The organism is Clostridium sp. HGF2, assembly GCF_964240115.1.
Taxonomy (GTDB): Bacteria; Bacillota_I; Bacilli_A; order Erysipelotrichales; family Erysipelotrichaceae; genus Clostridium_AQ; species Clostridium_AQ innocuum.
Genome location: NZ_CAXSSO010000004.1, coordinates 129,813 through 152,752, shown reverse-complemented (window position 1 = coordinate 152,752; position 22,940 = coordinate 129,813). Strand labels below are relative to the sequence as shown.

The following is a 22,940-nucleotide window of genomic DNA, read 5'->3' as shown; positions in this document are numbered from 1 at the left end:
TTCTTCAGGTTTTTAAGCTTATACAAATGGGAACTCATCAGGAAATGCACAGCTTCGAGATTTTTTGCCTGCATTTAGAAATATGCAGCCGTGCTTTTTCATGCGGATAGGATAATGCATTTGCTATATACATAGATATGGCAATGCAAAGCATCACGAACATATGGGTGACTTCATTTTCTGTAAGCTGCTGAATTTGTTTCAGCATGAGCTATAACGCTTCCTGCTAAGTTGACATCTTGGAATTCTGCTTGATTTCCTTCAGACTGCTGCGGCTGATATCCGGAGACAGGATCATGCAGATACCACCAAGCACGGTATTGGTATAGAAGGTGATTGCCCGCCATACCAGCATGATGCTGGCAGCCTGAGCTGCACCGGCGAGAGGAGTAAATATAAGGGTAAAGGTTGTTTCTGCTACGCCGTGCTTGCCATATACCGGAAGAGCAGATAATATCAGATCTACAAAAAAGGATGCTGAAAAAAAGAGTGGGATATCCTGCAGACGGAGATCAATTTGCAGAAAGAATGCGATGAGAAGCGGCAGAGAATGCCGTATACTCAGCTTTACTGTGTTCAGTAGATGAACCCTTAGCATCACTCGGTAATCCTTTTTATACAGACCGTTTGCTGTCTGCAGAGAATCTGCGAAGCGCTGCAGCGCATGCTGGATGGACAGCTTGTCAAATGGCAGCTGCAGTTTGTCAATCAGATAGCCGATACCTTTGCTCAGTCCTGCGAAAACACCCGGCCACAGAAACAGCAGCGCGACAATAAGGATGGGGAAAATACTGATTGCAAAGCCGGAGAGCGCCAGGATGCTTTCCTTTGGAAATAAAGGGATCAGAAAATCACAGCTGATGAAAACAGCACATGCACTGAGCGCCATATAGGATATCTGATACAGAATCTGATCCATGACGAGAATACTGCAGCCCTGCTCCCATGATATGTTCCTGACCTTAAATAACAGCATCTGCGCCGCCTTTGCTACAGCGGAGGCACTGACATTCATCAGGAAAAGGGAAATCATTGCATTGGATATCCCGCTTTTCATTTGATAAGCAGGATTGACCTTCCTGCACAGCACGCAGATTCCGATTCCTCCTATCACATAAACAGAAGCACTGAGCAGTATCAGTCCAAGCGTATAGCGTAGCTGCAAATGCTGCAGCGTATCGAAGATTTCCGCAGCATGGTCCTTGATATTGAAGTAGAGCATGCCGGCAACAAACATCGCCAGCAGTATATATTTTATTGTTTGCTTTATCCATTTCTTCATAAGATTACCTCACATGCATAAGGATACTACAATTTTGTGAAAAGGGACAGATTTCCTGAAAAACATGATAAAATATTATCGTATAAGGAAAAGGTTATAGGAACAGCTTACGGAATGTGCTGCTATAACAAGGAGGGAAATATGAAGCATCGTATCTGTATGTTAAATATCGCACGAATCAATTATGATCATAGGCTTGATATCAGCTGCATAAAGGGAGATGTTGTTGCTTATGAGGATAGTGATCCACAGGAGATTCTACAGCGTGTTCAGGATTGTGAAATTGTAGTCAGTAAGGAGCTTGAGCTTTCCAAAGCGCTGATTGAGCAGTTTCCGGACAGTGTGCGCTTAATCTGTGAAGCAGGGACCGGCTATAACAATATCGATCTGGAGACCTGCCGCAAAAAGGGAATCATTGTGTGCAATACGCCCGCTTATTCCACAAAGCGTGTGGCACATACGGCGATTATGCTGCTTTTAAGCCTTAGCAGCTCCATGCGCGAGCAGCTGCAAATGCTGGAACATAAAGATTACCGAAATTTCACAGACCATATGCTGGTGGAGCATACCGAGGTCAATGATAAGACGCTGGGAGTTATCGGTTACGGCAGTATCGGACAGGAGGTGATTCGTATTGCTAAAGTCCTGGATATGAAAATTCTGGTGTATACGAGAACACCGCGCGAGCATGTGGAGGGAGTACGCTTTGTTTCCCTGCCAGAGCTTTTAAAGGAAAGTGATTATGTTTCTCTGCATTGTCCGCTTACCTCTGAAACCAGACATCTGATCGACGAAGTGCATCTGTCGATGATGAAGCCTTCCGCCGCTATTATCAATACGGCCCGTGGAGCCCTGATTGATGAACAGGCGCTGATTGCGGCCTTGCAGAACAAGCAGATTGCCAAAGCGGCACTGGATGTGCAGGAAGAGGAGCCGATGCGTGAGGATAATCCACTGTACACAATGCCGAATGTCATTATTACACCGCATATGGGATGGCGTGGTCTGGAAACCAGACAGCGTCTTTTACAGCTGGTGTCCGCAAATATCGAAGCGTATATGGAAGGAACTGTTATCAATCGGGTTGTCTGAATGCCTGCATGGCGTGGTTCTTTTGGAATGAGAATGAATTTTACGGGCATTTCTATTTAACATTATCAGATTCCACATATAATAGAGGGGAGAGGATGATATATGTGGATATATTTGAAAAGGCATACCAGTTCCTTCAGGATGAAGGGATTGCGGCAAGAAGACATATTGAATTAAAGCAATATACGACACTGCATATCGGCGGGGAGGCACAGATTCTGGCGGAGCCATCCAGTATTACACAGATTCAGCAATGTCTGGCAGTATGCAAACAGCATCGCATAGAATGGTTTCTGCTTGGTAACGGCAGCAATGTTCTGGCAATGGATGAAGGCTTTCAGGGAATGGTCATCGTCCTGGCAACGAATTTTAACAGCATCCGACTGGAGAAGGAAAATCGTGTGCGTGCACAAAGCGGGGCAGCCATCAAGGCGGTAAGTGCATTTTGTGCAGCGCATTCTCTGAGCGGTCTGGAGTTTGCCTGTGGAATTCCGGGAAGTGTCGGAGGGGCCGTTTACATGAATGCAGGAGCGTATGGCGGAGAAACAAAGGATGTTTTGCTTGAAGTGGTTTGGCTGGATGAAAACGGGAGTCTTCATACAAGCTGTGCAGCACAGCTGGAGCTGTCCTACCGGCATAGTCGTTTTTCAAAGCATGGAGGTATCGTACTGGAAGCTGTGTATGCACTAATTCCTGGAAGACAGGAGGCAATCGTGGCACAAATGGAGGAGCTGATGCGGCGGCGAAGAGAAAAGCAGCCGCTGGATGCCTATAGTGCAGGCTCCACATTTAAACGGCCACAGGGAAATTATGCTTCTGCTTTGATACGGGATGCTGGATTGATGGGGACAGAGGTGCATGATGCACAGGTATCCACAAAGCATGCCGGCTTCCTTATCAATCGCGGGGCTGCCAGCAGTCAGGATTTTCTGGAGCTGATTCACAGAGTTCAGCAGGAGGTCAAAGAGCATAGCGGCTATGAGCTGGAGTGTGAAATCCGGTTTCTGAAAAATGAGCACAGATCGTGACTACAGCAGCTAAAATCGATTATTTTACTATACAGAAATTGGAAAGAGGATTACAATAGCTGGGGGTGAATGCTATGATTTATAAAATCGGTGATATTGCAAAGGTTATGGGTGTTACTACGGAGGCAATACGACATTATGAGCGCATGGGACTCATCAAACCGGAAAAGGATCCGCAGACCAATTACCGATACTTTACCGAGGAGCAGCTGAGCCAGCTGCTGTACATACAACGTTTATCACAGATGGGAATCAGTTTGCAGCTGATACGGGAGCAGTTTCTGAATGGTTCTTTGCATTCCTATGAGCAGGTGATATCGGAAACTCTGCAATCAACGCAGGAGCGGCTGAGAATTCTGCAGATGAAAACAAGCAATTTGATGAACTGTCTGGATATCCTACAGACTGCAGAGCAATCAAAGGGAAGGTGCATTTACGGAATGCGCCCGGATATGTATTTCATATCAACACAGCATTGCATTCAGTCCTCCTTTGCACAGGAGCAGCCAAAGGGATTTCACAATTTTTCCAATCATGCGGATCTTTTTTTCCAAAGCGTTCATTATTATGAAGAGAATGGTGTCTGGAGAAGTGAGAAGGGGTTTGGAATTTATAAGGATTGTGCGGAATATGCACAGTATTGTGAGAATCCATATTTTCACTTACGCAGTGCTGCACATGCTGTTTTATGCACATTTGACAATTTAAAGACGGATGCTGGAATAACGGAAACCGTTCGCTCATTTTTCAGGGAGCATAATCTGAAGCGAAGCGGTGAGGTTTACAGCCGTCAGGTGTACCGCACGTTTTCAAAGGAACAGGAACCGGTGGTGATGGAGCTGTTGGCGATTCCATACATAAGGATATAGGGAATCAGACTTGCGTTTGTATATGTTTCGTGCTATTCTGTAGGGGATTACAGGAGGAGCTTTCATGGAACAGCGTCAGAAGTCGTATCTACTGAATGCGTTTCTGCTTGGTGTTATTACCGGTTTTTTTATAGCACCGCTCAAAAACGGTATTCAGGTTCATGTGAGTAGCAGAGGGACATGTAGTCCTAAAAAATGACATCGGCCATCATGTTTGTAAGAAAAAGGTTTCAGAGGATGTGTTCTGAAATCTTTTTATATTATGGCAGTTCGATGTCAGTGAATAGAGTACCGGTGGAAGCCTTGATGTATGCAATTCCTGTTAGTTTACAGATTTGCAGTCAGACAGCTGTTTGATTGAAATAAAAGGGATCAGCATAAGGAAAAATTCATTCCAATCTAATTCCTTTTTTCATAAAAGAAAAAAATAATGGTGTTTTTCTAGTGATTTCATTGCCTTCATATACATCTACTTTTTCCAGGTTGCTCATATACATCTTTTGCAATCGAAAAAATATCGGCTGAATCTAATTTATGCCCACGAATCACAAGTGAATTTACATCAGAGTCATTCATGGCAGTATTACAGGCAGTGATCCAGATAATATGGAATTTTCTGCTTTTCATTTTTTTAATTCTATCCTTTAATCTGTAATGGAGTGAACCATGTAAACACCACCTTTTGACTACAGTTTCCAAGAAATAGAGAACAAAGACTTCAGGTCTGAAGTTATTTCATCCTTTTTCTTTTTTATGGAAATTGTATGGATTCTCCATCATAGAAAATAAAACTTCTTATGTACAAGCGTGAGTAAACTCATACCCACGCTTTTTTTTCTACGGATCGATAACCGTTGGAGTCCTTCCGATTCCTACTACCTCATTAACGATCCTTGTCCAGGTTCCACATCCGACTACACCATCTGCACTGAGTCCGTTATCACGCTGATATGCAACTAATGCATTCCGTGTATTTCCTCCGAATACCCCATCAAGGGTCTGTGTACTGTAGCCTAATGCATTTAATGCATCCTGTAGAATCAAAACGTAAACACCACGGCTGCCACTGCGTAAAACAGGGAATCCGGCACTGCAGGCCGGTGTGCCATACCGTTTGTCGAAGTGTACCCAGGTCGGTGTCATGTAAATAGGCTCCACATAAACCCAGACACCAAGATTGTTCGCAGTATTCCAGATTCTGTTACGCTCTGCCTGCGTCAATGCCTGTCCCACATCGAAGGAAACACCTGCATAATGCTGTGACTGCTTCCCATGTCCGCCTTCCCAGATTCGTTTAAATGCATATCGAAAAGGTATGGGGGCTCCATAGGTTCTTCGTGTTGCATTCCATGCTTCCATTGCCGCATTTGTTGTCCATAGAACACTGGATCGCGATGATCCTCTGAATTCTCTCACCAGCATTGTTCGATCGTATGCATACGGCATTGGATCATTTTCCTCCAGATAGAAGGTTTCCAATGCCTGCGTATATACATTATATACGATAACCTTTGCCATATATCTGCCTCCTTTCCATACATCCTATGATAAACAGACAAACGTGGATGGGTATTTATAAATAAGCTGGAAGCAAACATGGCTTTCCTCTTTTATAAAACAGAAGAAGATCGGAAGTAACAGATATAATAACTGCTTCCAAGGAGACTCTGGTCTATAAGACACATATCGTGTGAAGTGGACACAATAACGGTGAGTAAGGACACGGATCAGGAGAATGCGCTGTTTTGAAATGCACTGGTAAAATAGTATACTGTCATTGATATCCAAAATATATAATCCTAAACAGGATGCAGTGAAAATTGGAACGAGCTGTATTTCGGTAGCGAATATAGCTTTTCTTGTGACAGGCAGTTACACATACAGATTTCGTAATTCTGATGCAAATTGAATACGTATCTAATAGGAAGAACTGTTCAAAAATCAGGAGATGATAACTACTTTACATGAGTGAAAGACTTATGGCGTTAAGGGTGCAGCCAAACGCAAAGGAAGCCCAACGAACTCGTGAGGGTACGTGCGTAAGGGGTGGAACAAGTAGACAGGCTTAAATAATCAGGGCGCAGTGGCACTTACAGGTGACAACCATGCGGAAAGAGGGAAGTCCTATGTAAAAAGAGAGTTTATAGCGTTTGAATATTTATATACTTTAGAGTATAATGTTTATGAGTGTATAAACGAAACAGGAGGGATACTATGCTAGGAAGAGTAGCTGAATTAAACTATTTGAATGAATTATACGAAAGTGAAAAGTTTGAGTTTTTAGTCATGTATGGTCGAAGAAGAGTTGGTAAGACAACATTGCTTCAAGAATTTTCAAAACATACAAATGCAATCTTTTTTCCTGCACGTGAAAAAAATGATGCATTAAATTTAGAAGATTTCTCAAAAACAATACAACTTTATTTTGATCAGCAATTTATTTCATCATTTAAAAGCTGGGAAGATGCTTTTGTGTATATTGGTAATAAAATACAGAATCGAACTGCACTTATTATTGATGAATTTCCATATATCATTGAAGAAAACCCTTCTGTTAAATCACTTCTACAACATGCCATTGATCATAGCTGGAAGAATAAAAATATCTTTTTAGTTCTTTGTGGTTCTTCAGTTAATGTCATGGAGAATGAAATCATGGGAAGAAAAAGTCCATTACATGATCGGCAAACGGCAACCCTTGAAATAATACCATTCGATTATTTAGAAAGCAGTAATTTCTTTCCTAACTATAGCAATGAAGATAAGTTGATTGCTTATGGTGTTTTAGGTGGTATTCCAAGATATTTAGAAGCATTTGATGCTGATAAATCCATTGGAGAAAATATAGCATCTAAAATTATTCGAAATGGTTCCTATTTATATGAAGAACCTGAAAATTTATTGAAAGCAGATTTACGAGAAACAAACACCTATAATTCCATACTTTCTGCAATCGCGAATGGAAGAAACAGAATCATCGAAATTGCAGATTATATATACGAGAGTCAAACAAAAGTTTCTAAGTATTTAACAACGCTTCAAACATTACACCTGATTGAAAAAAGAGTTCCATGTGGCGAAAACGATAAATCTAAAAAATCAATTTATGTAATAAAAGATAACTTCTTAAGATTTTGGTTTCGCTATGAATTTACAAACAACGCTTATTATGCAATGTTAGGCGCAAAAGACGCTGCTGAAGAAATTATGAATGATATTTCAAACCTTATGGGTGATGTGTTTGAAGGTGTATGTAAAGAATATTTAATTCATCAGGCAAAGCAAAGAAAACTTCCTTTTATTCCATTTTCTATAGGAAAATGGTGGGGGAATAATCCAAGTATCAAAGCACAAGATGATGTTGATGTTTTAGCAATTGATCGAAGTGGAAAAAAAGCAATCTTTATGGAGTGTAAATTCACATCTAGTCCTATGCCTCTTGAAGAATATACCGATCTCGTAAATGCTACAAAAGCATTTCCAAATATCAAAGAAATATATTTATATTTTGTAAGTAAATCCGGATATACGGAACCAGTAAAACGACAAGCAGAAATAGATTGTGCAATTCTGTTAACGATTGATGATTTATTTGAGTAATCTGTATATAGTTTTCTTAAATTAAAAAAAATGTGTTAAGGGTTAATTATGTTATTCATCAATCGTTTTTTGACAATATATGACTAATATTAAATTAAATCCTGATTTAAGAGATAAATACGCCAAAATTGAAAATATCAGTGATGAGAAACATTCTGTATATGTTTAAAGTTAGATGAAACAAACATGATGGCGGAGCAAATTGAAACACGATAGTTACATGAACAAGCTTTTGGAAGGGAAAGAAAAATAATTAAAATATGGATTACTTTATTAAATTCGATTATGTAGACTTGATATCATAAATAAGCCGGAAGCAAACATGGCTTTCCACTATTATAAAACAGAAGAAGATCGGAAGTAACAGATATAATTGCTTCTAAGGATACTCTGGTCTTAAGACACATATCGTGTGAAGTGGATACAATAACGGTGAATAAGGACACGGATCAGGAGAATGCGCTGTTTTAAAATGCACTGGCAAAATAGTATACTGTCATTAATATTCAAAATGTATAATCCTAAACAGAATGCAATGAAAATTGGAACGAGCTGTATTCTGGTAGCGAATATAGCTTTTTGCTGTATGCAGATAGTTGTTTCTGTTTTACTTTCTGCCTCCTGCTTTTCTCATTGTGGGCATATGGTAAGAAAGCTTTTCTCCTGATGAAAAGAATGCTATAATAATCAAAACAAGGAGAGAGCGGTATGAGCATGAAATTCAGACGTTTTCTATGCTTTCTGACAGCTCTGCTGCTGATCAGCGGTTGTGCAGGCAAGGAAGACGGTAAGAAGTATCCAAGCGAATATGAACCATCACCGAGTCCGAAAATGTCTGAGCTTCATCTGCCCAGCAGCCCCGGAGAGCAGGTGGCTGTGGATTCCAGCGGACTGGTACAAATCGATTACAGCAATACAAGCAGCGGATATCTGCAGGCCAAGCTTTTGCACAAGCCTGAAAAAAGGATGCGCCTCCAGATAACCAAGGACGGTGTAGGAAACATCGCATATGATTTTACAAAGGAAAACGAATATGAAACCTTTCCCTTTGAGCAGGGAAGCGGAACATATCTGGTAAAGGTACTCGAAAATCGTTCCGGGAAAACCTATACGATCACATTGACCCTGTCAGTGGATGTCAAGCTTGAAAATGAGCGGATACCGTTTTTATATCCAAATCAGACGGTGAACTATGACAGTCATACAGCAGCTGTAAAAAAAGCCTTTGATCTGACGAAGGATGATGATACCGTATTGAAGCGGATTGCAACACTGTATAATTATGTTGTGGATAACATCAGCTATGATTCCAAAAAGGCGAAGGAAGTAGAGGATATTTATGTGCTTCCTGTCGTGGATGAAACACTGGAAAGCAAAAAAGGGATATGCTTTGATTATGCGGCTCTGCTTGCGGCGATGCTGCGCAGCCAGCAGATTCCAACCAGACTGGTAACGGGAAATACCACGATTGAATATCATGCCTGGGTTGAGGTATATATTGAGGGAAAGGGATGGATCAATCCCGATATTCTGCTGCATGCAAAGAAATGGAGCCGTATGGATCCAACCTTTGATGCCAGTGACATTGATTATGAAGATGACTATGAAGATAAGTATTACTACTAGGAGGAAAACGGTATGACACATACAACATTACGCTCTGAGGAAATGTTTGATTTATGTACCCAGATGTCGATGATTCTCGCAGGCGGACTATCTGTCGAGGAGGGGCTGGAAATCATAGGGGACGATACGGAGAATCCGCATATGAAGGAGGCAGCCGGATGTCTGCTGGAAAAGGTACATGTCGTGGGTTCCTTCAGCGCGGCGCTGGAAGAGGCTCCGTATTTCGACACGTATGCCAAGAAAATGGTTGAAATCGGGGAAATCAGCGGTCATCTCGATAATGTTATGAAGGAGCTGGCGCTATATTATGAGCGCAGCAGTGACCTGAAGCAATCCTTGAAGGAGGCACTGACCTATCCCTCGATTCTGTTATTGATGATGTGGGCGGTAGTCGGCATTATCGTATGGAAGGTTCTGCCGATATTTGAAAAGGTTCTTTTGCATATGGGAGCTGCCCTTCAGGGGACGGTCGTCTCCATGATGCGCTTTGGACAGCTGTTTGCCACAGCCTCCTTTATCATACTGACACTGTTCCTGCTGGGGGGGATTCTACTTGCAGTGACCTTTAGAAAATCAGGAGGAAAATCGTTCCTTTCCCATCTGTTTATGACAAAGCAGCTCTACCATAACATGGTCATGGCGAAAATGACCTATGCCCTGTCGCTGTTCATTACGAGCGGGTATGAAATGGAGGAGGCGCTGGGGTATCTTAGAGATGTTGTCGGGGATGAGGCGGTTCAAAAGAAAATTGATGCCTGCCGCAGTGATATGCTGGAGGGGAAAAGCTTTTCGCAATGTCTGCGCGAGCAGGCGCTTTATCAGGGAGTATATGCGAGTATGATCATCACCGGCTTTCACAGCGGGAAAAGTGATGAGGTCATGCAGAAGGTGAGCACCCTGTACGAGAAGGATGTGGATACCAGTATCTCAACCTTCCTGAATACCATTGAACCTGTCATTGTGATTGTTTTATCTGTAATCGTAGGAATCATTCTGCTCTCTGTCATGCTGCCGCTGATGAGCATTATGTCATCCATCGGATGATGAAACATAAGAAAAAAATGCTGGGTCTGCAGCTTTTTATGTTCATGGGAATCCTGGTCATGCTCTATTACGGATTTTCGACAGCTGACAGCGGACTCAGCAGGGAGGATGCACAGCGTGCTAAGGAGGCAATTCAGAAGGCAGCACTGGAATGCTACAGTATCGAGGGCGCATACCCCCAGTCGCTGGAGTATCTGAAGCAGCACTATGGTTTGTATATACAGGAGGATGCCTATCGCATCCGCTATCATTACATCGGGGCAAATATCATGCCGGATACGGATGTGTATCCAAGGAGTGAACAGCCATGAGACAACGACATTCCATTGATATTTTGTTCTCTCTATCGTTATTTACTGTATTTGTAATCTGTGCGTTTCTGGTGCTTCTGTTTCAGGCCGGAAGCTATCAGGCTATCATTAAGCAGGGGGAAGAGGTCGAGCGTATGCATACACCCCTGGCATATCTACGCGCAAAAATCAGAAGTGCGGACGAAGACGGGGCCGTATCTGTGAGACAGCTGGAGGACACGGATGCGATTGTAATACACGATAAGAAAGAACGTACTGTTACCTATATATATGAATATGAGGGAAAGCTGCGGGAGCTGTATGCGAGTGAGGAAGTGAAGCCGATGCTTTCTGCAGGGACATCACTGTTTACCGTTTATGACTTTGAAGCACAGGAAAATGGAGGTCTGCTGCAAGTGAGCATCCACGATGAGCAGGGGAAAGCCAGCCGTATGATGATGGAGCTGAAGAGTGAGTAAGGAGGAAGCGCTATGCGGGAGAATCATGCAAATAAATCGATATCGTTTCTGATGGAGCTCATCTTTGTGCTTTTCTTCTTTACCCTGGCGAGTGCGGTTTGTGTGCTCGTTTTGGGAACGGCAAAGGATAAAAATAATCTGGCTGCAGATACGCGGAATGCGCTGCAATATGGAGAAAATCTGGTGGCACAGCGAAAGATTCCCCAGGTACAGCAGGCAATGCAGAAGAAAATCTTTTACTTGGATGAGAACGGAAACCGGTCATCTTCGCAGGCAGGATATTATCGGGTTGAAATTGAACAGAAGAAAGCGGTTGAAAAAAGTGGTCGGGCACTTTGTGAGCTTTGTATTTACCGCGATGACAAAGAGCTTGTACGTCTTCCCTTTCTGCTGGAAGGGGGCGTTCAAAAATGAAGCTTGAAAAGCGCGGCGTGCAGATTGGTCTGGGAGCATCCAGTATCTTCATGATTTTCGTCGTTTTGTGTATGATGATCTTGTCAGTACTTTCGTACACACGCTCATTACAAAACGAAAAAATTGCACAGCGAGAGAAGCTGTATCAGGAGGCAGTTGCCAAAAGTGATGCGGGAGCACAGCTGCTGATTGATGAACTCCGGCAGTATCCAAAGCAAACCCTGCAGCAAAGTCTGAAACAAAGCAGGGTGCAGTCGCTGCTGCAGGAATATGCGATGAAAACGGATTGGGAGCAGGATGAGCTGCTTGTGACAATACCGGTTCAGGATGCACAGCAGCTGCAGCTGAGATTGCAGAAGCAGGGAAGTGCTGTTCATATAAAAGCATGGAAAACAATTACGAAGGGAGATGCACTGTGATGGTGACAATCGAACAGATGCTGAAGGAAGCAATCGCAAGGGATGCTTCGGATATATTTTTAGTAGCAGGGCATCCATATGCCTTTAAAATCAATGGAGAAATTCACTCCATGCAGGAAACCAGGCTGATGCCCAATGACACAGCTCAGCTGATTCAGGAAATTTATCAGTATGCGCTGCAGAATACCTATGAGGATTTTCTCAAAAAAAAGGATGATGATTTTTCCTTTTCCATACCGGATGTCGGGCGGTTTCGCTGCAATGTCTATCTGCAGAGAAATTCGCAGGCAGCGGTTCTGCGCGTTGTCCGCTTTGAACTTCCCGATCCTGTTGAATTGAATATACCACAGGTCATCACATCTCTTGCGGCGGTGAAAAAGGGAATGATTCTGGTAAGCGGGCCGGCTGGGTGCGGAAAATCAACGACGCTCGCCTGCATCATTGATAAAATCAACGAAAGCCGCAACGTACATATCATAACGATAGAAGATCCGATTGAATATCTGCACGCCCATAAAAAAAGTATTGTTTCTCAGCGGGAGGTGTATCACGATACACAGGATTATTTAAACGCGCTGCGTTCTGCCCTGCGGGAAGCCCCGGAGGTCATACTGGTTGGAGAAATGCGGGATCTTGAGACGATCAATACGGCAGTTACTGCCGCAGAGACCGGACATTTAATTTTATCGACCCTTCATACCATGGGGGCAGCCAATACCATTGACCGCATGATTGATGTATTTCCAAGTGAACAGCAGCAGCAGATTCGCGTACAGCTGTCCATGACGCTGCATGCTGTTATCAGTGAACAGCTGGTGCCGGCCACAGATGGGGGTATCATACCTGTTTTTGAAATTATGATTGTCAATCCGGCGATTCGTACGCAAATCAGGGAAGGAAAAATTCATCAGCTGGAAAATTCCATGATTGCAGGAAGGGATCAGGGCATGATAACCATGGATGAGAGTCTTATGAAGCTGTATGAAGAGGGCAGAATTGATAAGGAAGCTGCACTGATGTATGCGAGTAACTCGGAACGCATGCGTAAAAAGTTAAATATGTGACGGCGAAGGCGCATGGCTTTCGCTTTTTTTCATATACTAAAGGAAAACAGACAAAGTATTAAAACTGTATAAATACACAGGCATGAAAACGCGCTATACTGAAACCAGATAGAAGTAGCATATGTATATCAAAACATAGGAGGAGATTTGTATGAAGAGACAGACAAAGAAACTTGCTGCAGGTGCAGCGGCTGCTGCAGCGGGTATTGCAGCAGCAACGGCAGTGCGTCATGTTACGAAGAAACGCGAACAGAGTGCCCAGAGCATGGTGAGCAGCGGAAGAGAAGGGGAACGGCAGGCCTATCTGATTGGCGGCGGTCTGGCTTCCTTATCGGCAGCGGCTTACCTTATTCAGGATGGCGGCTTTCATGGAGAGAATATTCATATCATGGAAGGGATGAGCATCCTTGGCGGAAGCAATGACGGTGCAGGGACGATGCAGAATGGGTTTGTCTGCCGCGGGGGCAGAATGCTGAATGAGGAAACCTATGAGAATTTCTGGGACTTGTTTTCCTCCATTCCTTCTCTGGACTGGCCGGGAAAAAGTGTGACCGAAGAAATATTGAATTTTGATCACCTGCATCCAACGCATGCGCAGGCAAGACTGGTGGATCGTTATGGCGTGATTCAGGATGTGCGCAGCATGCAGTTTAACAATACCGACCGCTTTCTGATGACAAAGCTGCTTGCAACACCGGAAGAAAAGCTGGATGATGTAACCATTGAACAGTGGTTTAAGGATAGTCCGCATTTCTTCACTACAAATTTCTGGTATATGTGGCAGACAACCTTTGCTTTTCAGAAATGGTCTAGTGCATTTGAATTCCGCCGGTATATGAATCGTATGATTCTGGAGTTTCCACGCATTGAAACGCTTGAGGGAGTAACCAGAACACCATACAACCAGTATGAATCTGTGATTCTTCCGTTAAAGGTATATCTGGAGGGCTTTGGTGTGGATTTCAGCATTCGTGCTGTTGTCGAGGATCTGGATTTTAAGGAAGACAGTGTAACAGTTACAGATATTCATCTCTTGGAAAATGGAAAACAGCGCACCATCCATCTGGAGGACAGTGATTTATGTATTATGACAAATGGCTGTATGACAGATTGTGCAACGCTTGGTGATTTTAAAACACCGGCACCTTATGAACCAAAGGATCCGATTTCAGCGCAGCTGTGGAAACGAGTTGCAGAAAAGAAGCCGGTTTTGGGCGATCCAACGCCATTCTTTGGTAAGCCGGAGGAGACCAACTGGGAGAGCTTCACTGTCACGATGAAAGGGAACAGGATGCTGAAAATGATTGAGCAATTCTCCGGCAATATTCCGGGCAGTGGTGCACTTATGACCTTTAAGGATTCCAGCTGGCTGATGTCCATTGTAGTGGCAGCACAGCCACATTTCAAGGCACAGGATGCCAATACAACAATTTTCTGGGGCTATGGCCTGTATACGGATGCGCTTGGTGATTACGTGAAAAAACCGATGCGGGAGTGCAGCGGTGAGGAAATCCTGATGGAGCTGATTCACCATCTGCATTTTGAAGAGAATACGAAGGATATCATGGAATCCGTAGTGAACGTCATCCCATGCATGATGCCGTATATCGATTCACAATTCCAGCCAAGAGCGATGAGTGATCGTCCGCTGGTTATCCCAAGCGGCTCTACCAATTTTGCCATGATTTCACAATTTGTGGAGATTCCGGAGGATATGGTATTCACGGAGGAATATTCTGTACGCGCAGCACGTATGGCAGTTTACGGACTGCTTGGTATTGAGAAGAAGTTGTGCCCGGTGACACCGTATCATAAAAATCCAAAGGTTCTCGCAGTCGCAGCAAAAACAATGCTTCGCTGATAAGTCCATACACGTTTAGAAAGCAGTTATCAGCAGTTGAAGCTTTCGCACAACCTGCAGAAGATTGGGGTTACTGAAGATCTCTTCCTGCTTTGACGAAAAAACAACAGGATAAACAAAAAGGGTCACTTTCATCTTTTTTACGATGATATGGATCCTTTTTTCATGATTCTGGGATTTATCTGTTAAGAATCCTTCTCCAGATCGGTCTTCTGATGTTTAGAAGCAGAGACATGGCTGTGAGAAATTTGCCATTTGTGATTGTCCTGCAGCTCCATAAATTACAGATTACCTAAACATTGCAATACAATACTGCAGACATTCGATATAGTAAAAGGGAGGCAGCAGTAGGATCAGCTGATGTATACCTTTGATATTGAGGAATGCAGGTTAACGCTGCCACCGCAGATCGGCGAAGACTTTGACCTTTCGCAGATTATGTATGAAGTGCCAATGAGTATTGTGAAAGCCGGTACGGTAGAGAGAGGAAGCATACCGGAATTCATACACTTTTATAATGCGATGCTGTCCGGGGAACCGCATGGCTATTTCGAGGTGAAAAACGTAAAAAGGATGGTACCTGCTGCTGGTATTCCGCAAAGTATTCCATGATTTATGATAAAAGAATACGCTTTGTTTTTTTCATAAGGCACATCCTGATAAGAAAAAGCGAAAATCAAGCTTGCTCCATGACTCCCGCTGATTACTTATCACCATTTTCAAATGTATTATACGGCATCTCCTTTGTTTTATAAACGCTTTCTGAAGGGCGAACATATCGCTTAGAGGGATAGAATAGTTTGAGTTTAGATCTTAAAGCTCTGCGATATAAGAATAAAATAAGATGTGCATCAGCGTATTGATAGCGATGGCAGCATGTAGACAGCCTGCATTTGCGCACTTTCTCTTATGCTGCATATTTCTGTATAAAAAAACGGTAGGGTTCTCTGTAATTTTTGAGAGGCTATAGAATCGGAAGCCTATAAGGGCAATAAGAAATACCCTTAACTGTAAAGAAAGCTACGCTTTTGTCAAAACACGCAGGTGTTCTTCAGTACAGCCATAAAGTTGATCAAGTTTTCAAAAAGCACAAAAAAAGCCGATAATTATCGACTTATTTGATATATGGAGGGAGAACGGATGATAAAACAAAATATTATCTCCTCGACCTCGACACCTCTGGTCAACTACATTTTATACCCTATATATAGAATTGTAAACCTTTTTTTCAAAAAATTAAAATGGCAATATCTACATCTGCCTTCTGTTATTCACTTCTCTAATTTTTCAATTTTGATGATGGTCTTGGTATTTAAATCTAAATGAATACAAAGGAATGATCTTTTGATGATCTGTTTTTGTTCTAAATATGTATACTCATTGAATTTTTTTATTGCTTTATTTCTCAATCTTTTCATATCCTTATCTAGATTCCTTTTCTTAGATAGCAGTTTCTTGCGCTCTGCGATATAAGAATCATCATCGAGGTAACCCTCTTCATATTCAAAGTCAAGGAATTTTAATCGTTTCCCTATTTTGCCTATCCTTCTGGAGATACCTTCTACAACTTCAAAATTCGTAGTCTCATCCAGAATTTCATTGATATGATGGATTATTTTATTTAAAAGGATCTGTTCGTTGATCCTCTTTTTACAACTAGGACAATAATAATATTTATAGACTCTTCTTCCTTTTCTATTTCCGTTGCGCGGATAGTGGATCGTAGGAATCTCACTACACCAGCAATCACAGTCTTCACATTTGATTAGATTTTTGAATAGATATTTGTAATGATATTCTTTCCTTCTCCCATGCAATATTTTCTGTATCTCTTCGTAATATTTCTGTGAACAATATGCCGGAGAATGATCTCGTATGTCAACATACGATGTCAAGAGTCTTCCATATATGATAGGATCCGTGACTGCTCTGTAGATTTTTGTATAAGACCAGTGTACTCCACAAGCCTGTTTGGAATTTAATTCGATTGCCAGTGAGTCCAATGATCTTTTGTAATCATGAATCTGAGTCAGGATATATAGCATCGTTTCGACATATGCAATATCGATTTCTACTTTTCTTCCTTTAGCATTCTCACCTGGATTATTCTTAAATAGATATCCGGTAGGTGGCGTCTTTCCTCCTTTTGTGTAATTACCTTTGTAAGCTGATGTGGTTAGACCTATACGTGTTCTCTTACGATCACGATGCACTTCTGTTTCATCGGAAAGTGTAATGATTCGTGGACCGATCGTCTTATCCGGATGTAATTCGATATCTTCTAAACTAGCCCAATCTCTATTATCAGAGATGACGGTGACATTGTACTTGCTAAAAACATAACGAAGAGAGTTGCAATGATTCGCATCTCTGGATAATCTGGATGCTAACCAGACATAGATGATTATTTCTTGATTCGCTGCAGCTATGGCCTTCAACATTTCCTGCATGTGAGGACGCTTTAAGGTTGTTCCGGAATATCCTTCATCAATATACCATTTTTCAATCGTCCTGTTATCTCTTGCAGCAAGCTCATTGCATACACGTTTTTGTGATTCTATGCTGTAGTTCGATTTACTTTTTTCTGACGAACTTCTTCTGGCATAGCCAAATACTTTCATAGTTTTTTCCTCCTTCGTGTGAGAATATCACACACTTTCTGAGGATGATTTTTATCTCATATGTCAAAGTTCCTTTCTTTGACATATGAAGAGAAAAATTATATTCCATATATCTCCGCCCTTTATTTGCTTTTTAGGACAAAAAAAGCATCCACGTATGAATCTACAAGGATGCTTTGATTGAACTAACCAGTAGGTGTATTCTAAGGAATACATCATCATAATACAAATATTAAGAAAAAATGTCAAGCAAATCATCTTTGAGACAGGGTAAAAATAGTAAATTAGATACTTTTGAAAGTAGATTCTATTTTCAAAAAATATTTGTCCCATTCAAGTGTTGATTTATGTAATTGGTTACCTTTGAATATAAATGACAATATTGTAAATACTAATGCCACCACACCTTTGGTTATTAAAACTTTTATGGAGAACAATTCCTGTTAGTAGTAAATCAGCTTTTAAATTGAGATTAGAACTAAAAGGAGATTTATCTTATGAAACAACAAAAAAAATTAAAAAGCAATTCATTATATTTTAAAAATAGGGTGTGTTATTTGGAAATATTAACTGCTTCATTTTTATATTCAAATCACAAATATTTTTTGACACAATTGCAGGCTCCGTCTGGACTGTGCCATTTTCTCTACTTTTAATCATATCTTCTTAGCCATAAGCTAGATTACCTCTGGTGTTTCAGGAAGACGCTCAATGGTAAGAGAATAAGTCAGTATGGCTGATATACATGATTATGGTAAGCAGAATGACGTTGAGGAGAATTGAGAAAAGAAGAATCTAGGGCTTCAAAATCACATTATATTAAAGAGGTTTTATTATTTTATTGCATCCAAGACAATTAGACTTCATCTACCCTGAAGTTCTGGTAAGCAGTACTAATTCAATATGTTAAGCTTAAGCGTAAGGAGGAATCAACAATGTGTACAGCACTGAGATTTAAACAATTTTTTGGAAGAAATTTAGACTACGAATTTTCCTATGGGGAGAAAATTACCGTTTCGCCCAGAAATTATAATTTTAAGTTTCGCCATACTAATAAACAAGGAAAACATTATGCTATAATAGGTATGGCATATATTGTAGGAGATTATCCATTATACTACGATGCCATAAACGAAAAAGGAGTAGGAATGGCAGGATTAAATTTTGTCGGAAATACATATTTTAATGCTCATGTAGATGGAAGGGATAACATTACATCCTTTGAGTTTATTCCATGGGTATTGTCTCAATGTGCGAATATTAAAGAAGTCAAGGAATTACTTGAACATACTAATGTAGTGAATACCGCCTTCAACAGTAAACTTCCACCTGCACAATTGCATTATATGATTAGCGATGACACAGACAGCATTGTTATAGAATGTATGAAAGATGGTATGCATATATATGATAATCCTACACATGTTTTAACCAACAATCCACCATTTAAAGAACAGATTTCTAGGTTGAATGACTACATGTATTTGACCAATAAGCAACCAGAAAATACATTTTCAAAGGATTTAAATCTTGCCCCGTATTCACGCGGATTTGGTGCATTTGGATTGCCTGGAGATTTATCAAGTCCGTCTCGATTTGTTCGTGTTGCCTTTACTCGATCCAATGCAACAAGCGACGAAAATGATTTGAGTCAGTTCTTTCATATCCTTGGATCAGTAGAGCAGCAAAAGGGACTTTGCGAGGTGAGTGAAGGTGAATATGAATATACCATCTATTCTTCTTGTTGCGACTTGTATAATGGAATATATTATTACACAACGTATAACGGACACCAAATTATAGGTGTGGATATGTTTAAGGAAGATTTAGATTCTGATAAAATCATATCTTATCCAATGATGGAAAAAGAAATAATCAGTTTTCAAAATTAGGTTGTATTCATTGTTTGAAGGTAATGGTTATATGCTATTATACGAGGGATTGTGTATGAAGTGTTTTAAGCAATTTACCAAAAACTCAAGAACGACTAAACAGTGCCCCATGTACTACCATAACTGAATATTTTAATATCTTAGCTCATATATTCTTCATGTTATGTGTGGGTTATTTTCTTGCTCTTTTTTCCGTATTGCCCAAAGGTATAGTCGGAATCTCCGTTTATATATTTCAGCGTTTGCGGAAAGAGAGCGAGATTAAGAACACATCTTCTTTTTAGCATATCATTAGAATACAGTTAATTGCTTTCACTTGTGAAGGTCATGACACAAAGGCTTATTCGTGCTCCTCTTTTTAAGAAAAATTGGAGAGCTCTTATCACACATATATTTCATCATGACACTTCACTTTGTCTATTTGGCCATTACATGGAGTTTTTAGATAGTTGAGGAGAGAATACAATGATAATGGAAACTGAATGTTTAAAGCAAATAACTTAAATAAGATATGAAAAGTGTGCTGAAGCCGAAATTGCTGATGAATTAGCAACCTACGATTACAAGAAAAAAACACGAAAACTGCTTGAATATCTGAGATGCAATGGCGTTATGATTGTGTATAATAAAAAGGAAAGAAATTGAAAAACAGAAATCTGATTTTATATTGCTGATTTACCTTTTTAATCATCTTTTTTATAATGTCTTCTAAAAGTAAATTATTTTCTGATGGAACATTTTGCTTTTTTCTTTTGTTTTTCCTTTGAAAAAACTTTCCTTGTAAACAATATAATATTTATTGACGAAGCACTTTACTTTTATGGTGAGGTGTTTTTTTATTTTTAGTGTTTCATATATTACTACATCAAAAAGGAGGACCAAGAAGTATGGCACAAAGTTATGGATATGTAAGAGTTTCAAGTATAGATCAGAATGAGGAACGACAAATAGTTGAGTTAACACATAGAGACGTAGTTCCTAGTAATATTTTCATAGATAAACAGTCTGGAAAAAGTTTTGAACGTCCGCAATACAAAAGACTTGTTAAAAAATTAAAATACGGCGATTTACTTTATATTCTGAGTATAGACCGTCTAGGCAGAAATTATCTGGATATACAGGAACAATGGAGAATTCTAACTAAAGAGAAAGGAATCGATATATGTGTGCTCGATATGCCCTTACTGGACACACGAAATGGAAAAGATTTGATGGGAACTTTCATTGCTGACCTTGTGTTGCAGATACTATCATTTGTAGCACAGAATGAGCGTGAAAATATAAGGAAAAGACAGGCTCAGGGTATTGCCGTTGCCAAAGAAAAAGGAATAAAATTTGGCAGACCAGAAATAGCATTACCAGATAATTTTGGAAAACTCGTTTCCGAATGGGAAAAGAAAAAACTTCCGATAGAGGAGGTGTTAAAAGTATGCGGAATAAGTAAAGCAACCTTTTATAGACGCTTAAAAGAATATAGGATGAAAAGCAAAGTGTCATAAAGTAGACCTTTTGACACCTCCTCTCTTCATCTATATTAAAACAAATTTACAAATTTTACCAGTGTTTTTTTATCTTTAAATAAGAATATCGGCATACATAAATAATTTTTATAACTTATTTCAAAAAGTCTACTTATTGATAAATTTAAGGAGGGAAATTATGCGAAAATTGAAAATGAGTAAACTTTTTAGTATTTTTCTTACATATATCCTATGCTTATCGTTTTTGCCAACTGATTTAATGGCAATGAACGATGCTGATACAGTTAAAAACGGCTATTATAACGAGTCTAATACTTGGGTTGAGGGTGAATTGGATCAAGCATTACCAGAAGGTATCCATTCCGTTAACAAAACAGCTGTCAAAAGTGAAAACGACGACAACACTTACGATATTACTTTGGAAGTCGTAACAGAACAAAATCTAAGCAAGCTCACGAAGAAATCTGCAACGATCCTCGTGATAGATACATCAGGAAGTATGGGAGATTATCAACGATTGATAAATGCAAAGAACACAGCCAAGGAGTTCGTTAAAAAGTATGCAGGAGATGAGCCGGATAGTGGACGTTATCTCGCTATCGTGAATTTTGCTACTAACACGAATATTATCTTAAATTGGACGGATGTTTCATCTGCAGATGGGAAAGCGTCTGCAGATAATGCTATAAATCAATTATATGCGGATGGCGGAACAAATCTACACGCAGGTATCAAACAGGCTAGCCAACTATTTGATGATACTGCGATTCAGGATATTGAGAGCAAGAATACGATCGTACTGACAGATGGTGCACCAACTTATTATTTGAAGAACTGTACCTCTGATATCAATTGTATCTTTTATACACATGTAACCATCTCCAACACCAGATATCATGTAGGTGGTGACGGAGATAAAGGAAGTGAAACGATCAACGACGCTACTGCTGCTGAAGCAAAAACACTCAAAGGCAAATCAACTGTCTATACGATCTGTTACGGTGCGAGTCGTGAAATGACCTATCAGGGAGGACCAACAGTCTCTGCATATTTAAAAAAAAATATTGCCAGTGAAATGAAGAATGCTTATGATGCAGATGATTCTGATGATCTGGTGGATGCGTTTAAGGCGATTACAGAAACGATCACGAGCGGTCTTGACGGTAAAGGATTATCTGTATTCGATGGTTCTGCGCCATTCGTTTCAGTAAGTGGATTACCCGAATCGATCGTACAAGATGAAGAAGGTTTTACATGGAAGCTTGAGAATGCAGAAGAATCCACTGAGGGAAATAAAAAATATTATACGTATCGATTAACTTATAAAGTGACCTTGAATGCAGATGCTATTGATTTCGATGAAGGAAAATGGTATCCACTCAATGGAAAAACATATATCACACTGGCAGATGGGGAAAAAGTTTATTTTCCTATTCCGGCAGGACAAGGTGTCAAAACGCGTTATACTGTAACATATACAGATGGAGTAGAGGATGAAGAAGTGTTTGAAAATCAGATTACGACTGATCTGGTCTATGGAGCTGAAACGCCTTCCTTCAAAGGGACTCCGGAAAGAACCGGATATCTCTTTACCGGATGGACACCTGAAATCAGTGAGACTGTGAGCGCTTCTACGACATATGTAGCAACATGGAAGAAAAGGATGGAGCCATTAAACAAAGTCCCTGAAATCAACGCAGAAGATAAAACACTTATAGTAGGAGACACATTTGATCCAAAGAAGGATGTGGCAGCTACTGACAAGGAAGATGGCGACCTTACAGCTAAGATCGAGATCGTCAAGAATACAGTAGACATGACAAAAGCCGGAACATATGAAGTTACATATAAAGTAACAGACAGTGAAGGAGCGTCCAC

Annotated in this window: 20 protein-coding genes; 17 read left to right on the top strand and 3 right to left on the bottom strand. The window is 40.6% G+C overall.

Annotated features, from left to right (window positions below; translation table 11 throughout):
* Window positions 1-226 precede the first annotated feature (226 nt).
* Window positions 227-1,282: a lysylphosphatidylglycerol synthase transmembrane domain-containing protein gene (locus ACESPQ_RS08960; protein WP_065531630.1), complete on the bottom strand. Its 1,056-nt coding sequence runs from the start codon at window positions 1,280-1,282 to the stop codon at window positions 227-229.
* 141 nt (window positions 1,283-1,423) lie between these two features.
* Between ACESPQ_RS08960 and ACESPQ_RS08955 the strand changes: the two genes are divergently transcribed.
* The 4 genes from ACESPQ_RS08955 (at window position 1,424) to ACESPQ_RS08940 (ending at window position 4,470) form a co-directional block, all read left to right on the top strand.
* Window positions 1,424-2,374, top strand: a complete 951-nt coding sequence (locus tag ACESPQ_RS08955; protein WP_002610635.1) for a 2-hydroxyacid dehydrogenase — start codon at window positions 1,424-1,426, stop codon at window positions 2,372-2,374.
* Window positions 2,375-2,478: 104 nt separating this feature from the next.
* Window positions 2,479-3,402 (top strand): UDP-N-acetylmuramate dehydrogenase, encoded by a 924-nt coding sequence (gene murB / locus ACESPQ_RS08950; RefSeq protein ID WP_373144276.1) that lies wholly within the window; start codon window positions 2,479-2,481, stop codon window positions 3,400-3,402.
* A 74-nt stretch (window positions 3,403-3,476) separates the two neighbouring features.
* Window positions 3,477-4,271, top strand: a complete 795-nt coding sequence (locus tag ACESPQ_RS08945) for a MerR family transcriptional regulator (RefSeq protein WP_002610639.1) — start codon at window positions 3,477-3,479, stop codon at window positions 4,269-4,271.
* Between the two features lie 64 nt (window positions 4,272-4,335).
* On the top strand, window positions 4,336-4,470 hold the full coding sequence (locus ACESPQ_RS08940; protein WP_002610642.1) for a hypothetical protein: 135 nt from the start codon (window positions 4,336-4,338) through the stop codon (window positions 4,468-4,470).
* Window positions 4,471-5,108: 638 nt separating this feature from the next.
* On the opposite strand, the gene ACESPQ_RS08935 is transcribed toward ACESPQ_RS08940, so the two are convergent.
* Complete coding sequence (locus tag ACESPQ_RS08935; RefSeq protein ID WP_009270968.1) at window positions 5,109-5,789, bottom strand: peptidoglycan-binding domain-containing protein; 681 nt, start codon at window positions 5,787-5,789, stop codon at window positions 5,109-5,111.
* 696 nt (window positions 5,790-6,485) lie between these two features.
* Between ACESPQ_RS08935 and ACESPQ_RS08930 the strand changes: the two genes are divergently transcribed.
* The 10 genes from ACESPQ_RS08930 (at window position 6,486) to ACESPQ_RS08885 (ending at window position 15,680) form a co-directional block, all read left to right on the top strand.
* Complete coding sequence (locus tag ACESPQ_RS08930; protein WP_109770650.1) at window positions 6,486-7,871, top strand: ATP-binding protein; 1,386 nt, start codon at window positions 6,486-6,488, stop codon at window positions 7,869-7,871.
* Window positions 7,872-8,579: 708 nt separating this feature from the next.
* The gene (locus tag ACESPQ_RS08925) at window positions 8,580-9,497 is read left to right on the top strand and encodes a transglutaminase-like domain-containing protein (protein WP_002610647.1); all 918 of its coding nucleotides are present in this window, start codon (window positions 8,580-8,582) and stop codon (window positions 9,495-9,497) included.
* 12 nt (window positions 9,498-9,509) lie between these two features.
* Window positions 9,510-10,541, top strand: coding sequence for a type II secretion system F family protein (locus ACESPQ_RS08920; RefSeq protein ID WP_109770649.1), 1,032 nt, complete (start codon window positions 9,510-9,512; stop codon window positions 10,539-10,541).
* A complete protein-coding gene (locus ACESPQ_RS08915) occupies window positions 10,541-10,852 on the top strand; it encodes a hypothetical protein (protein ID WP_224721023.1) in 312 nt (103 codons plus the stop codon). The genes ACESPQ_RS08920 and ACESPQ_RS08915 overlap by 1 nt, the downstream gene beginning before the upstream one ends.
* Window positions 10,849-11,310 carry a DUF4860 domain-containing protein gene (locus ACESPQ_RS08910; protein ID WP_002610652.1) on the top strand — a complete coding sequence of 154 codons (462 nt, stop codon included), beginning with the start codon at window positions 10,849-10,851 and terminating at the stop codon, window positions 11,308-11,310. The genes ACESPQ_RS08915 and ACESPQ_RS08910 overlap by 4 nt, the downstream gene beginning before the upstream one ends.
* Window positions 11,311-11,322: 12 nt before the next feature.
* Complete coding sequence (locus ACESPQ_RS08905) at window positions 11,323-11,724, top strand: hypothetical protein (protein WP_373144273.1); 402 nt, start codon at window positions 11,323-11,325, stop codon at window positions 11,722-11,724.
* Entirely contained in the window at window positions 11,721-12,143 is a 423-nt protein-coding gene (locus ACESPQ_RS08900) for a hypothetical protein (protein ID WP_002610656.1), read from the top strand. Before ACESPQ_RS08905 ends, ACESPQ_RS08900 begins: the two co-directional genes overlap by 4 nt.
* The gene (locus ACESPQ_RS08895; RefSeq protein WP_002610657.1) at window positions 12,143-13,207 is read left to right on the top strand and encodes a type IV pilus twitching motility protein PilT; all 1,065 of its coding nucleotides are present in this window, start codon (window positions 12,143-12,145) and stop codon (window positions 13,205-13,207) included. The genes ACESPQ_RS08900 and ACESPQ_RS08895 overlap by 1 nt, the downstream gene beginning before the upstream one ends.
* 151 nt (window positions 13,208-13,358) lie before the next feature.
* Window positions 13,359-15,068 carry an oleate hydratase gene (locus tag ACESPQ_RS08890; RefSeq protein WP_002610659.1) on the top strand — a complete coding sequence of 570 codons (1,710 nt, stop codon included), beginning with the start codon at window positions 13,359-13,361 and terminating at the stop codon, window positions 15,066-15,068.
* Window positions 15,069-15,428: 360 nt separating this feature from the next.
* Complete coding sequence (locus tag ACESPQ_RS08885) at window positions 15,429-15,680, top strand: hypothetical protein (protein WP_109770648.1); 252 nt, start codon at window positions 15,429-15,431, stop codon at window positions 15,678-15,680.
* A gap of 659 nt (window positions 15,681-16,339) precedes the next feature.
* On the opposite strand, the gene ACESPQ_RS08880 is transcribed toward ACESPQ_RS08885, so the two are convergent.
* Window positions 16,340-17,689, bottom strand: coding sequence for a recombinase family protein (locus ACESPQ_RS08880; protein ID WP_109770647.1), 1,350 nt, complete (start codon window positions 17,687-17,689; stop codon window positions 16,340-16,342).
* A gap of 935 nt (window positions 17,690-18,624) precedes the next feature.
* On the opposite strand from ACESPQ_RS08880, the gene bsh reads away from it, so the two are divergent.
* From bsh to ACESPQ_RS08865, 3 genes are all read left to right on the top strand, one after another.
* A complete protein-coding gene (bsh, locus tag ACESPQ_RS08875; protein ID WP_109770646.1) occupies window positions 18,625-19,581 on the top strand; it encodes a choloylglycine hydrolase in 957 nt (318 codons plus the stop codon).
* Window positions 19,582-20,468: 887 nt separating this feature from the next.
* A complete protein-coding gene (locus ACESPQ_RS08870) occupies window positions 20,469-21,080 on the top strand; it encodes a recombinase family protein (protein WP_002610666.1) in 612 nt (203 codons plus the stop codon).
* A gap of 160 nt (window positions 21,081-21,240) precedes the next feature.
* A partial coding sequence (locus tag ACESPQ_RS08865) for a VWA domain-containing protein (RefSeq protein WP_373144270.1) occupies window positions 21,241-22,940 on the top strand: 1,700 nt, incomplete at its 3' end.